The following is a 12,491-nucleotide window of genomic DNA, read 5'->3' as shown; positions in this document are numbered from 1 at the left end:
CGTCGCGCAGTTCGACCTTTGCCGGCTGTCCGGTGGGCCTGCGGTCGAGCCGAGCTTTCCTCCAGGCCGTCAGTTTCGGCTCGATCAGGGCCCATAGGACGTCGGACAGGTCGCATCCACAGATACCAAGGACACCGGCTGCAACTGGCTGACGCCCACGGAACGTGTGCATCAATGTTCACCAAGCCAAGAGCGAGGGATCCGCCTCTACCACCTCGACTCACGGTTGTAGGCAACACACAAATCCGCCGCACGACCCCAGACGCTCTCACCCACGCCCCCTCCACCGCCCGCAGCACGGCGGCGGCAGCCCTGCCCGGCGCCTGTCCACCGGCGCCCGTTCCAGCCGCGGCGACGCCGCGTCGAGAACGCGATCCCCCACCCCACACCTGACGAGACGTCAGCAAAGTGGGCATTGAGTCAGCATCGGCCTGACTGAACCCGGTTACAGATGGCCGCACCCGAAACTCGCGGCCGATCACCGGAGCCATCACTCGGCAGCAGGGACGTCCCATCAGAGCGATGGATCGCAGACCGTCCCAACAGCAATCCACCGGGACTCGGCGCGCCCGCCTTGGGTGCATAGCCCCAGGTCAGCGTGCCCTTCCCCGTGGCTTCAACGGAAGTTGGGGAAGCTCGGGCGCGGCAAGCCGATCGCCGTCGTAGCCGTGCACCTCGCCGAAGCGGGGGGTGTTCTCCCAGTCGCTCCGCGCCTGCTGGATCTCCTCACCGGACCGGCCGATGAAGTTCCACCACATGACGATCTTCTCCTCGAACGGTTCGCCGCCGAGGAGGAGGACGGCGGCGTCGGTGCGGGCGAGGAGGGGGAGTTCGCGGCGGCCGCAGCCGAGGTAGAGCATCGAGCCGGGTTCGACGCGGACGCCGTCGACGTCGACGCTGCCGGACATCGAGAGGACGGCGTACTCGAAGTCGGGCACCAGCGGGAGCCTGAGGTCGGCGCCCGCGGTGAGGGCGAGGTCGGCGCCGACCAGGGGGGTGTGGGTGGTGCCGGGCGAGGTGGCGGTGTCGAGGGTGCCCATGATGACGGTGCCGCGCAGGCCGGGGGCGGCGACGACGGGCAGTTCGGCGTGGTGCTCGAAGGCGGGGGCGGTGTGCCGGTGGGCGTCCGGGAGGGCGACCCAGAGCTGGGCGCCGTGCAGGAAGCGGGCGTGCTCGCGCGGGGACTCCTCGGAGTGGGAGATCGCCCGGCCGGAGGTCATCAGGCCCAACTCGTAGGGGCGGACGGTCTGCAGGCTGCCGAGGCTGTCGCGGTGCAGCACCTCGCCCTGGTGCAGCCAGCTCACCGTCTGCAGGCCCATGTGCGGATGCGGCGGGACCTGCATGCCGGGCTCGTCGGCGATGTCGTCCGGGCCGTAGTGGTCGACGAAGCACCAGGCGCCGACCATCCGGCGGCCCAGGTTGGGCAGCAGCCGGCGCACCATGGTGCTCTCGCCGAGCCTGACCTGACGACCGGTCAGCAGTTCCTTCACCGGACCGGTGCCGGCCTCACCGCCGCAGCGGGTCGGTTCGGGCTTGAGATCGAGGTTGCTCATGTCGCGGGTCCACCACCGTACGGATCGGGGCCGGCCGGGGCCGGGGGTCGTCGCCAACGATCATCCACCAGCCGGCCCCGTTCCTCCACCCGCGGCCCGCGTCCGGCCGCCGCGCGCGCCCCGCCGCCATGCGGTCAGGCGCCATGCGGTCAGGCGCCTCGGGCGGCGAGCGCGTGGCCGAGGAAGGAGACGACGTCCGGGAGCACCTTCCGCCAGTACGGCGCGTCGTGCCCGCCGGGGGTGAAGCGGGCCTGGACCGGGTCGCCGGTCAGCTCACGGGCGGCGGCGCAGAACGGGTCCTCGGTGCCGCACCAGACGCCGGTCGGGCGGCCGTGCGGCTGGTCCTGGTGGAGCAGCGGCTCGTGTGCGCGCCAGTCGGCCTCGTCCCGGAACACGCCCACCGCGTCGGCGTCGGCCCAGCTGCGGAACAGCGCGGGGCTGAGCACCGCCACCGGCCCGAAACCGGCGCCCCGGTTGCGGGCGTAGCGCAGGGAGCCGAAGCCGCCCATGGAGATGCCCATCGCCGCGTCCGGCGCGCGCAGGCCCTGCCGGGCGAGCCGGCCGGGCAGTTCCTCCAGCAGCATCCGCTGCGGGTCGTCGCCGGACGCTGTGCGGCGCCAGTACGTGGCGTCGCCGCCGTCGACGGCGACCACCGCGAACGGCGGGACGCCGGACGCGAAGGCCGCGTCCAGGATCGCCGGCAGCCCGAGGTCCGTCCACGCCCGGGCGGTGGCACGGCGGCCGTGCAGGGCGACGCAGACCGGAAGGCCGGCGGGGCGGGCGACGCCCTGCGGGACGATCGTGATCATCGTGACCAGGGCGCCGCCCCGGGCCGCCGAGCGCTCTTCCTCGGTGCGCAGCGAGGGGCCGGAGGGAGCGGGGCCGGAGGGCAAGCGGCCGGAGGGCCGGCGACCGGAGGGCCGGCGACCGGCGGAGAGCGCCACGGCCGCCCCGGCACCGGCCACGGCGAGCCCGCCGGTCCCGAGGGCGGCCCTCAGCAGTCGGCGCCGCCCGGGCGTCCCGGGGCCGAACCCGCCCGGGCCCACCCCGTCTGCGGCCGCACCGCTCCCGCGGCCACCACCACCGTCATCGTCCAGGCCCACGCCGCCCCTCCCCCACCCTCAGCCGACCGGCACCGCACCATGTCCATCCCCGTCGGTCAACACCCCGACACCCCGACGCCACAGGCCGGGGAGAAGGAGACGAAGACGGAGCCGCGCGACGCCGCCCCCGCCGCTCAGTGCCCGCAGGTCCACCAGGCCTCCGCCGTCGCCGAGTCCGCGAGCGCGCGCAGGTCGCGCACGGCGCCCGCCGGGTCCTTCGCGCCGTACACCGCCGAGCCGGCCACGAAGACGTCCGCCCCGGCCTCGGCACAGCGCTCGATGGTGCTCGCCGAGACGCCGCCGTCCACCTGCAGCCACAGCTCCAGGCCGTGCTTGTCGATCAGCTGACGGGTGCGGCGGATCTTCGGCAGCATGATGTCCAGGAAGGCCTGGCCGCCGAAGCCCGGCTCGACCGTCATGATCAGCAGCATGTCCAGCTCGGGCAGCAGGTCCTCGTACGGCTCGATCGGCGTCCCCGGCTTGAGCGCCATGGAGGCGCGGGCGCCCTTGGCCCGGATCTCGCGGGCGAGCCGGACGGGTGCGGCGGCGGCCTCCACGTGGAAGGTGACGGACCCGGCTCCGGCCTCGACGTACTGCGGGGCCCAGCGGTCCGGCTCCTCGATCATCAGGTGGCAGTCGAGCGGGATGTCGGTGGCGCGGGCGAGCGACTCGACCACCGGAACGCCCAGCGTCAGGTTGGGCACGAAGTGGTTGTCCATCACATCGACGTGCAACCAGTCCGAGCCCTTGACGGCCTCCGCCTCCTCCGCGAGCCGGGCGAAGTCCGCGGACAGGATGCTGGGGTTGATCTGCGCCATTTCCGTTGCCTTCACAGGAGGGTAGGGGTGCCGGGAGCTGGCACCCGGCCCCATCATCTCGCGGGCCGCTGGCGCGAAGTGAACAGTGAGACCTCCCCGTGACCCTCGTCACACCCCGCCCGGGGTTATCGTGACCGCCGCCGTGGTCATCAGCCCTGTACAACGACCCCGCCTCCGCCTCCCGTTCCTGACCCCTGCCCCATCCCCGTCCCCCCGAGGAAGGTCTTCCGTTGGCCGATCTGGTCCATCCCGCCCGGGCCCTGTGGTGGCTCTTCGAGCCGGTGCACGCCGTCACCTACTTCTCCCCCGAGGGCCGTGCCGCGTTCGAGGAGGCCGGCCTGCGCGGCGGCTGGCGCGGCTACTTCGCCGGCCGTTCGGCGCCGCTGGGCGCGGTGGACGCGGCACCGGTGATCGCCGCGTTCTTCAGCTTCGCGCCCGCGACGGTCGAGCGCGCCCTGCCGGACGTCTGGTCCCAGGCCGGACCGGACGCCGCGCTCGCCGCCCGGCTCGACGGCTCCTCGGCGGCGCTCGCCCGGCTGCTGGAGCACGTGAAGCCGGAACAGGTCGAACTGGTGGCGGACCTCCTGGAGCAGGCCGTGGCCCGCCTGGACTGCGCCGGTCGGGTGCTGGCCGCCGCCAACGCCGCCCTCCCCCGGCCCGAGGGCCTGTACGGGCGGCTCTGGCAGGCCGCCACGGTGATGCGCGAGCACCGGGGTGACGGGCACGTCGCCGCGCTGGTCTCGGCCGGGCTGGACGGCTGCGAGGCGCTGGTGGTGCGCTGCGCCCTGGACGTCCGCCGCGAGGTCCTGCAACCGCTGCGCGGCTGGAGCGACGAGGAGTGGGAGGCCGCCGCCGCCCGGCTGGTCGAGCGCGGCTGGCTGACCGAGCGCGGGACGATCACCGAGTGCGGCCGGATCCGGCACCAGTCGCTGGAGGCCGCCACCGATCTGGCCGCCGCCCGCGTCTGGGAGCACCACCCGCGCGCCGAACTCGACCGCCTGGCCGCCGCCCTCAAGCCGATCTCGGCCCTCTGTCGCGGCTCGATGCCGCCCATCAACCCGATCGGTCTGCCGGCCGCCTCGGCGTAGCCGCGGCCCTCAGCCCTCGGGCGGGCCCAGGACGATCCCCCGGCCCGCGTAGAAACGCTCGAACCGCCGCCACGGCACGTGCGCGAAGGCCTGCGACTCGCCCGCGAACCCGGACGGGTTGTGGATCACCAGCGCCGTGCCCGTGGTGCCGACCGCCAGTACCAGGTGCCCGCCCCGCCGTCCGGGTTCCGGCCCGTCCGGGTTCCGGATCGCGGGGTGCACCGACACCATGACGAGCCGCCCGCCGGCCACCTCCGCCGCGATCTCCTCGGACGTCAACTCCCTTGCCTGCGCGGCCAGTCCCCAGCGATCCCGCGCGTACGCGGCGAACGGCGTGTGGATCAGGCCGCGCAGCCGCTCCCCGTCCCTGACGTACGCCCCGGCCGCCTGGCACTCCCCCGCCAGCCCGACCGCCGCCGGCGCCACCCCCCACCAGTGGTCCAGCGCCATCCGCAGGCAGGCCACCCCGCAGAGCCGCCACGACCAGTACTCGTACTCCTCCGGCGTGGCCGCCCCCGACTCCCCCCACCGCGGATCGTCGGCCGCGCTCACCGCCCCCGTCACGATCTCCCGGACCAGCCCCGCGGACTCCCACTGCGCGTAGTACGGCACGTCGTGCACGACCGCCGCCCCGCCGCTGCCATCTGCCATGCCCCGACGCTCTCACGCCCCCCGGGCACCACCACCGCGCGACACCCACTCACCCGGAGTGCCCTCGCCGGCCTGCCCTCCGCAAGGGCACCGCGCCACCACCGGCGAGGAGCCGACGAATCCGAGGACGACCTCGTCGGCCGTCGAAGTCCGTCCCGCATCCGGAATCGCCGGCAGGACGCCCGAGCGCCAAGGATCACGACTTGCCGTCAGCGGCGGCGGCCAGCCGGGTCACCCGACTCCCAGCAGCCCGCACAACCACGATCGGATCACGCAGTTGATGGCGAAGACCCTGGGCTCGGTCAGGACTCCGAACGACACCAGCAAGGCGCCGGCGATCGACTCCCGCCCGAGTCGGGCCGATGCGCGGCCCTCCTCGACCTCTGCACCCAGATCCCCCCCCGGCGGTCCTCCGACGTCTCCTCGGTATCAGCCCAACAGCTGCCGAACGATGGGCCGCCGGGGCCGCCGGGACCGCATACGCGACGGAAGTCGCTCGCCGATCGTGAGGGTCCTACTGGATGCTCCAGCGGTGCGGGTGGTCGGGATTCCCGGGGCAAGCGAAGATGTTGAGCTCGCCCCAGCGGCCCACGGTGACCTCCGTCGGACTGGCGTCCGGGTGCGGGGGCAGGCCTTGTTCCTCCACCGGTTTCCAGCTGCCGCTACCGCCGTCCCACTCCGAACTGTCGATGGTCAGCAGCAGGTGCATCGGTGTCGCGCAGGTGAGACAGTCCATGGGAGCCGGGTCGGTGGCGTGCCAGGAGGCGAAGCCACCGACGCGCCAGCCCGGTGGGATCGACAGGTCGTACTGGTAGCCGACCACCGCTGCGGCATCCTCGTCCGCCGATTCCTCGGCCTCCTCCTCCAGGGCCTCCTCCCAGGCATCGATCCGGGCGCGCAGGTCCTCCGGAAGGAGGCCGGCGAACGGGTAGGTGGCCACCTGCTCCGGATGCAGCACGCACGGCTCCGGCACGTACCCCTCATAGCCGACGACCTGCGGCTGCGGCGGTGCGGTCAGCACGTCGGTGACCTCCCACGACCGGCGCCAGCGAAGGTCGAGCAGCATGCCGGCACCGCTTGGGCCGTGTGCGTCGAATGGACACCAGAACACCTGGAGCAGATCGCAGTCATCCGGCCCGGCCGGCAGGTCGGGGATTTCTCTCCGGTACAGCTGCGCAAGGCCGATCAGTGGCAGCGGATCGGCCGCAGTAGCCTCCTCAACACGGTGGCGCCGGTCGAGTTCCTTGAGCAGCTGCCGTTCTTCGTCGGTGGGGCCGGGGTTCGGTTCACGGCGCCATGCTGATGCCAGGATCCGGCGTCGCTGGTGGATGTCAGCCGGCCGTTGGCCACGTGCGTGGCTGTGAGGCTCGGTGCACACCGGCCAGGGTTCATTCGACGGCCACAGCAGCGGGCCACCTACGGAACTCGCCGCTACGTCCGGTCGCCCCGGGCTCGGATGGAGCCGGGTGGTGGTGCCTCGGTAGGCCGTCAGCTCCGGGAAGAGCGCCTCGACATCGAGTGGGCGCGGCGGTGTGGTCCTCGACATGTACGTGACCTTAGACAGCTGTCAGCCACCGTGATTCAGCACCCCCTCGGACAACCACCTGCACATCACGGCTGTCGGAGCCGTGGACACAACCGCTGTTCCCAGCAGCCCGAACAGTCAGTGATCAGGCTCCGAATGAGCACGTCTGTCGTACCGTCGGCCAAGTGGGCGATCTGTGAAGTCTTTTGGGTGGTTCCGGCCCACCCGGGGCGGGTTCGCTCGGCCCAGGCGGCCACCGGGGGGCCTGCTGCGCCCAGGCCTGCGAAGAATGCGCCGAGGAGCAGCCGTCCCGGGTGTCCGAGCGCAAGGACCACTCCGGTCAGGATCACGGGGGCGAGGGCCTGGCCTGCGTCGAAGCCGACACCGAGGAGGCCCTGATATTGCCCTTGGGCATGGTCGGGTGCGAGGCCGAAGCCGAGCGCGAAGCCGGCCGAGGACTCCCACACCTCTCCGACGCTGTGGATGCACACGGCAAGGACGGCGAGTGCCGGCGCGACCCAGGCGGGAACATCGGCTGTCAGTGCCGTCAACGGGCAGCTGACGAGGAACAGGAGCCCGGCGAGGCGGAATGCGCGGCCGCCCTGCCGCGGGGTCTCCACCTTGGAGCCGAGTCTGCTCTGCAGCAGCACGCAGACGCCGCTGTTGACCGCGTAGACCACTGCCACGGTCCAGCGCGGTGCGTCGGTGTGGGCGGTGAGCCAGACCGGCAGCAGGAGGGAGAGGGTTTGGTACTGCAGGCCCATGGCACTGTAAGAGCGCGACGAAGGACACGTACGGCCGGTCGGCCAGGACGGACCACTGACGGTGCTCCTTGGGCCGGGGCAGAGGCCGGTCGCTCGTCGCCACACTGGACCGGCTGGCTGCCACGGCAAGCGGCGCCGCGGGCGGTGCGCTCATCGCAAGGGTCGGCGGTGAACGCCCGGCCGCCTTCCGGGCCAGACTCCGCACGTTCGTCAATCTCGGCGTCGTCATGGGCACCCTGGGTGCGGCCTTCGCCATCCAGATCAACACTCGCCCTGCCCACACCGGGCTGATCCTCGCCAACGCCGCCAGCTTCGCCTGTGCCGGACTGATCGTGTTCATGGGCGTCCCGAACCACGGAACGCGAGCCAGCTGTCGATGAAGACGAAAGCCGCCATGGTGACGGCCTGCAAGGCGAGGGTCGTCAGCCAGATCGTGCGTGGTCCGTACCGGTCGGCCAGATTCCCCGCCGGTATGCCGGCCGCCAAGCCGCTGAGGCCGGCGATCGTCAGACCCGCTCCGACCTGTGTGGCGGGCAGGTGCACCACGAGCGTGAAGTAGAGGATGGCAGCGGTGTTGAAGAGACCGTTGCCCACCCTGCCGACGAAACTGGCGATGATCAGAGCTCGCTGCGGACCGGAGGCCGGCCCGCTGGGTACCCGTTGCTTGAACCCCCTGATCATGTCGATCAGGCTGACAGTGGCGTCTCTCCAGGGCTCCGGTCCGCTACGTCGACGGCAGCGGCTGCGAGTGGCGCCGGCTCCCGGCCGGCCCGCGCCCGGAAGGGCCGCGCCCGGGGTGCGGGCGCGGCCCGGGTGGGCCGGTGGTCCGGGCGCGTCCGCCGGATCTACCAGGCATAGTCCTCCGGGGCGGGCTGGTGACCGGGGAAGATCTCGTCGAGGCGGTCGAGGGTCTTCTGGTCCAGGGTCAGGTCCAGGGCGCGGAGGGCGCCGTCGAGGTGGTCGAGGGTGCGGGGGCCGACGATGGGGGCGGTGACGGCGGGGCGGGTGAGGAGCCAGGCGAGGGCGATGTCGGCCGGGTCCTCGCCGAGTTCGGCGGCGAAGTCCTCGTAGGCCTGGATGCGGTCGCGGTTCTCCTCCAGGATCTCGCTCGCGTGGGCCATGGCGCCGCGGACCCGGGAGCCCTCGCGTTCCTTGCGCAGGACGCCGCCGAGCAGGCCGCTGCGGAGCGGGGACCAGGGCAGCAGGCCGAGGCCGTAGAACTGGAGGGCGGGGATGACCTCCAGTTCGATGGCCCGGTCGAGCAGGTTGTAGAGGGACTGCTCGCTCACCAGGCCGAGGAAGTGGCGGGAACGGGCGGCTTCCTGGGCCTGGGCGATGTGCCAGCCGGCGAAGTTGCTGGAGCCGACATAGATGATCTTGCCCTGGGCGACCAGCACCTCCATCGCCTGCCACACCTCCTCCCAGGGCGTGTCCCGGTCGATGTGGTGCATCTGGTAGAGGTCGATGTGGTCGGTGTTCAGCCGGCGCAGGCTGCCTTCCACCGCGCGGCGGATGGCGAGGGCCGAGAGCCGGCTCTCGTTGGGCCAGTCCCCCATCGGGGCGTACGCCTTGGTGGCGAGCACGGTCCGCTCGCGGCGGCCGCCGCCCTGGGCGAACCACCGCCCGATGATCTCCTCGGTGCGGCCCTTGAGATTGCCCTCGTTGTCACGGCCGTAGGCATTGGCGGTGTCGAAGAAGTTGATGCCCCGCTCGTGGGCGGTGTCCATGATCAGGTGGGCGTCGGACTCCTCGGTGTGCGGGCCGAAGTTCATGGTGCCCAGGCACAGTCGGGAGACGGTCAGGCCGGTGCGGCCGAGATGGGTGAACTCCATGCCGCCCACCATCTGTCCCACCGGCCCCGCTGTCCAGCTCATTTCACCGGAGCGGCGGAACAGCGGCGGATCCGTACCGAAACACGCCGGTCCGCGCGCCCATCCGCGCCCCTCCGCGTTAACGCCCCGCCCATCCGTGTCAGTTCCGTGTCGGTCCACGCCGGGGCCCGGCGGATCACCGCCCGTGCGTGACGAACTTCCGTACGGCCAGCGGGCCGAAGACCGCCAGCAGCAGCGCGCTCCAGAGCAGGGTGGCGGGCACCGCGTGCTGCATCGGCCAGGACGGCCCGGGCGCGGACGGGTTGCCGAACAGTTCGCGGCAGGCCTGCACCACCGCGCTGACCGGGTTCCAGTCCGCGATCACCCTCAGCCAGCCGGGCATTCCACCGGTCGGCACGTACGCGTTGGTCACCATGGCCAGCGGGAAGACGGCGACGGCGAGCTGGCCGGCCGCCTCCTCCTTGCCGACCATCAGGCCGAGGCAGGTCCCGACCCAGGTCATCACGAAGCGGAACACCAGCAGTAGGCCGAACGCCCCCGCGGCGTCGGCGAGTCCGCCCCGGATCCGCCAGCCGGCCGCCAGGCCGACGGCGGCCAGCAGCGTCAGCACCAGGACGCTGACCAGCAGGTCGGCCAGGGTCTGCCCGAGCAGCAGGCCGGTGCGCGAGACCGGCATCGAGCGCAGCCGGTCGGTCACGCCGCGGCCGACGTCCCGGGCGGCGCCGACCATGGTGGGCATGACGCCGTTGACGGCGACCATCGCGAACAGGCCCGGCATCAGGAACTCGCGGTAGTTCCCGCCGCCCGGCACGGCGATGGCGCTGCCGAACACGTACCCGAACACCACCACCATCACCACCGGCACGCCCAGCGAGGCGGCCAGCAGGCCGGGCGAGTGGCGGTAGTTGAGCAGGATCCGGAGCATCGAGGACCAGGTGTCGCTCACCAGGCGGCTCGGGGCGGACAGGACGGGCGGCGCGGTGCAGACGGCCATCAGAGGACCTTCCCCGGGGAGTGGTCGGCGGAGCGGTCGGAGACGCGTTCGGCGGTACGGCCACCGGCCCGGTCGGCCGAACGGCCCGCGCCACGGCCCGCGCCGCGGTCGGCGGTGAGCGCGAGGAACACGTCGTCCAGCGAGGGCGGGCGCAGCGCGACGTCCTGCGCCACCACCCCGACCGCGTCCAACTCCCTCACCAGGGCCGGGAGCAGCACGTCGGACCCCGGCGCGGTGACGACCGCGACCGTCCGCTCGGCCGGGTCCACCACCGCCTCCCCGCCCGCGAGCGCGGACAGCACCACGGCGGCGGTGCCGAGCTGGCCCGGGTCCGCGAGGGTGACCGAGAGCCGGGTGCCGATCGCCGCCTTGAGCCGGTGCGGCGGTCCGGTGGCGATGGCGGTGCCGTGGTCGACGACGACGATGTCGTCGGCGAGCCGGTCGGCCTCCTCCAGGTACTGGGTGGTGAGCAGCACGGTGGTCCCGCCCGCGGCCAGCTCCTTGACGGCGTCCCAGATCTCCTGGCGGCTGCGCGGGTCGAGCCCGGTGGTCGGCTCGTCCAGGAAGAGCAGCGGCGGGCTGGTGACGAGGCTGGCGATGAGGTCGAGCCGGCGCCGCATGCCGCCGGAGTAGGTGCGGACGAGCCGGTCGCCGGCCTCGGCGAGGCCGAAGCGTTCGAGCAGTTCGTCGGCCCTGGTCCGGGCGGTGCGGGCGCCGAGGTGGTGCAGCCGGCCGAACAGGCGCAGGTTGTCGCGGCCGGTGATGCCCTCGTCGACGGCCGCGTGCTGCCCGGCCAGCCCGATGCTGCGCCGGACGGCCTCGGCCTCGCGCACCACGTCGTGGCCGGCGACGCGGGCCGTGCCGCGGTCGGGGGCGACGAGGGTGGCGAGCACGCGGACGGCGGTGGTCTTGCCGGCGCCGTTCGGGCCGAGCAGTCCGCAGACGGTGCCGGCCGGGACGTCGAGGTCGAGGCCGCGCAGGGCCTCGGTGGTTCCGAATCGTTTCTCCACGCCCACCATTTCGACGGCGGGCCGGCTGGTTTCCGGCATGGCTCTTGCCCCTCTCTAGGTACATCGTACGTAGAAGTGCGCGCGACCGCATCCTACTACGTACGCCGTACGTCTCTAAGATGGGAAACCGAGGTGATCGTCCAGTGCCGTCCAGCAAGCCCCCCGCCGGTGAGTCCGCGCCCCCCGCAGCACCCGCCACGCCCGAGCCACCCGAGGCGCCCGAGCTGATCTGGCTGCGCCCCGAGCGCACCGGGCGCGGCCCGAAGCCGGCCCACAGCCGCGCCTCGATCGCCGCCGCCGCGATCGCGATCGCCGACGCGGAGGGCCTGGACGCGGTCTCCATGCGCCGCGTCGCGGCCGCGCTCGGCGCCGGGACGATGTCGCTGTACAACTACGTGCCGAAGAAGGAGCACCTGCTCGACCTGATGCTCGACGCGGCCACCGCCGAGTACGACTTCCCGGCGACCCCGGCCACCCCCGCCGACGACTGCCGCGAGGGCCTGTACCGGCTCGCCCACCAGCAGCTCGCCATCATGCGGCGGCACCCCTGGCTGCCCGCGCTGGTGATCGCCCGCCCGGGCATCGGCCCGAACGCGTTGCGCTACACGGACCACTTCCTCGCCGTCACGGCCCCCACCAGGCTGGACGGCACCACCCGGATGGAGGCCCTGGCCCTGCTCAACGGGTTCGTCTGCCAGTACGCGCAGTACGAGCGGACGGCCGCCGCCGGGGCCAAGTGGCAGGGCGAGCTGGTGGGTTACCTCACCAGGGCCGCCATGAGCGGCGACTACCCCCACCTCGCCGCCGCGTTCGCCACCGCCGGCCCGCCGGCCGACCCGGACACCGCCTTCGACCGGGCGCTCCACCGGGTGGTCACGGCGATCCTGGCTCCCGCGCAGAGCGGTTGACGCCATGTGAGACTTTCATGGCGTGCCGGTTCCGGTGGCGCGCGTCTGCCCCCCAGAGGTGTGAAACGTTGGAGCCCCGTCGGCCTGGTGACCAGTTGGTCACCAGGCCGACGGGGCTCCGTACGGTCAGAGAACAGAGGGTCAGAACAGCTGGACGGCGTTCCAGTCCCAGTTGTCGGCGGCAACACTGTTCGGCGAGGCGTTGAACTCACCGATGTGACCGGCCGTATCGGCGAGAGCCGTGT

General features: G+C 72.7%; 12 protein-coding genes. 2 read left to right on the top strand and 10 right to left on the bottom strand.

The window, feature by feature from the left end; genetic code table 11:
• Window positions 1-593: 593 nt before the first annotated feature.
• The 3 genes from AB0P06_RS28455 to rpe all read right to left on the bottom strand — a co-directional run bounded on the left by AB0P06_RS28455 (window position 594) and on the right by rpe (window position 3,474).
• Window positions 594-1,553, bottom strand: coding sequence for a pirin family protein (locus AB0P06_RS28455; RefSeq protein ID WP_363612228.1), 960 nt, complete (start codon window positions 1,551-1,553; stop codon window positions 594-596).
• A gap of 149 nt (window positions 1,554-1,702) precedes the next feature.
• Window positions 1,703-2,656 carry an alpha/beta hydrolase-fold protein gene (locus AB0P06_RS28450; protein WP_363612226.1) on the bottom strand — a complete coding sequence of 318 codons (954 nt, stop codon included), beginning with the start codon at window positions 2,654-2,656 and terminating at the stop codon, window positions 1,703-1,705.
• A 134-nt stretch (window positions 2,657-2,790) separates the two neighbouring features.
• Entirely contained in the window at window positions 2,791-3,474 is a 684-nt protein-coding gene (gene rpe, locus AB0P06_RS28445; protein ID WP_363612224.1) for a ribulose-phosphate 3-epimerase, read from the bottom strand.
• A 230-nt stretch (window positions 3,475-3,704) separates the two neighbouring features.
• On the opposite strand from rpe, the gene AB0P06_RS28440 reads away from it, so the two are divergent.
• Entirely contained in the window at window positions 3,705-4,562 is an 858-nt protein-coding gene (locus tag AB0P06_RS28440; protein WP_363612222.1) for a hypothetical protein, read from the top strand.
• 9 nt (window positions 4,563-4,571) lie between these two features.
• Here the strand turns inward: AB0P06_RS28440 and AB0P06_RS28435 are convergent, their stop codons facing one another.
• From AB0P06_RS28435 to AB0P06_RS28405, 7 genes are all read right to left on the bottom strand, one after another.
• Complete coding sequence (locus tag AB0P06_RS28435; RefSeq protein WP_363612220.1) at window positions 4,572-5,213, bottom strand: C39 family peptidase; 642 nt, start codon at window positions 5,211-5,213, stop codon at window positions 4,572-4,574.
• 514 nt (window positions 5,214-5,727) lie between these two features.
• On the bottom strand, window positions 5,728-6,759 hold the full coding sequence (locus AB0P06_RS28430) for a hypothetical protein (RefSeq protein WP_363612218.1): 1,032 nt from the start codon (window positions 6,757-6,759) through the stop codon (window positions 5,728-5,730).
• Between the two features lie 65 nt (window positions 6,760-6,824).
• Complete coding sequence (locus tag AB0P06_RS28425; RefSeq protein ID WP_363612216.1) at window positions 6,825-7,502, bottom strand: hypothetical protein; 678 nt, start codon at window positions 7,500-7,502, stop codon at window positions 6,825-6,827.
• Between the two features lie 336 nt (window positions 7,503-7,838).
• Window positions 7,839-8,183: an MFS transporter gene (locus AB0P06_RS28420; protein WP_363612214.1), complete on the bottom strand. Its 345-nt coding sequence runs from the start codon at window positions 8,181-8,183 to the stop codon at window positions 7,839-7,841.
• 164 nt (window positions 8,184-8,347) lie between these two features.
• A complete protein-coding gene (locus tag AB0P06_RS28415; protein ID WP_363612212.1) occupies window positions 8,348-9,334 on the bottom strand; it encodes an aldo/keto reductase in 987 nt (328 codons plus the stop codon).
• A 175-nt stretch (window positions 9,335-9,509) separates the two neighbouring features.
• Window positions 9,510-10,328, bottom strand: a complete 819-nt coding sequence (locus AB0P06_RS28410; protein WP_363612210.1) for an ABC transporter permease — start codon at window positions 10,326-10,328, stop codon at window positions 9,510-9,512.
• The gene (locus AB0P06_RS28405; protein WP_363612208.1) at window positions 10,328-11,377 is read right to left on the bottom strand and encodes an ATP-binding cassette domain-containing protein; all 1,050 of its coding nucleotides are present in this window, start codon (window positions 11,375-11,377) and stop codon (window positions 10,328-10,330) included. The genes AB0P06_RS28410 and AB0P06_RS28405 overlap by 1 nt, the downstream gene beginning before the upstream one ends.
• Before the next feature lie 185 nt (window positions 11,378-11,562).
• Between AB0P06_RS28405 and AB0P06_RS28400 the strand changes: the two genes are divergently transcribed.
• On the top strand, window positions 11,563-12,246 hold the full coding sequence (locus AB0P06_RS28400) for a TetR/AcrR family transcriptional regulator C-terminal domain-containing protein (protein ID WP_363612230.1): 684 nt from the start codon (window positions 11,563-11,565) through the stop codon (window positions 12,244-12,246).
• Window positions 12,247-12,491: the final 245 nt, after the last annotated feature.

This window comes from Kitasatospora sp. NPDC088351, assembly GCF_040685575.1.
GTDB lineage: Bacteria > Actinomycetota > Actinomycetes > Streptomycetales > Streptomycetaceae > Kitasatospora.
This window is presented reverse-complemented; position numbering and strand designations above follow the sequence as displayed.

What these genes read in the sequence shown, in the direction of transcription:
- AB0P06_RS28425 (WP_363612216.1), bottom strand. Translation starts at nt 7,502, where the DNA reads ATGGGCCTGCAGTACCAAACCCTCTCCCTCCTGCTGCCGGTCTGGCTC.
- AB0P06_RS28435 (WP_363612220.1), bottom strand. Translation starts at nt 5,213, where the DNA reads ATGGCAGATGGCAGCGGCGGGGCGGCGGTCGTGCACGACGTGCCGTAC.
- AB0P06_RS28455 (WP_363612228.1), bottom strand. Translation starts at nt 1,553, where the DNA reads ATGAGCAACCTCGATCTCAAGCCCGAACCGACCCGCTGCGGCGGTGAG.
- AB0P06_RS28410 (WP_363612210.1), bottom strand. Translation starts at nt 10,328, where the DNA reads ATGGCCGTCTGCACCGCGCCGCCCGTCCTGTCCGCCCCGAGCCGCCTG.
- AB0P06_RS28405 (WP_363612208.1), bottom strand. Translation starts at nt 11,377, where the DNA reads ATGCCGGAAACCAGCCGGCCCGCCGTCGAAATGGTGGGCGTGGAGAAA.
- rpe (WP_363612224.1), bottom strand. Translation starts at nt 3,474, where the DNA reads ATGGCGCAGATCAACCCCAGCATCCTGTCCGCGGACTTCGCCCGGCTC.
- AB0P06_RS28420 (WP_363612214.1), bottom strand. Translation starts at nt 8,183, where the DNA reads ATGATCAGGGGGTTCAAGCAACGGGTACCCAGCGGGCCGGCCTCCGGT.
- AB0P06_RS28430 (WP_363612218.1), bottom strand. Translation starts at nt 6,759, where the DNA reads ATGTCGAGGACCACACCGCCGCGCCCACTCGATGTCGAGGCGCTCTTC.
- AB0P06_RS28415 (WP_363612212.1), bottom strand. Translation starts at nt 9,334, where the DNA reads ATGGAGTTCACCCATCTCGGCCGCACCGGCCTGACCGTCTCCCGACTG.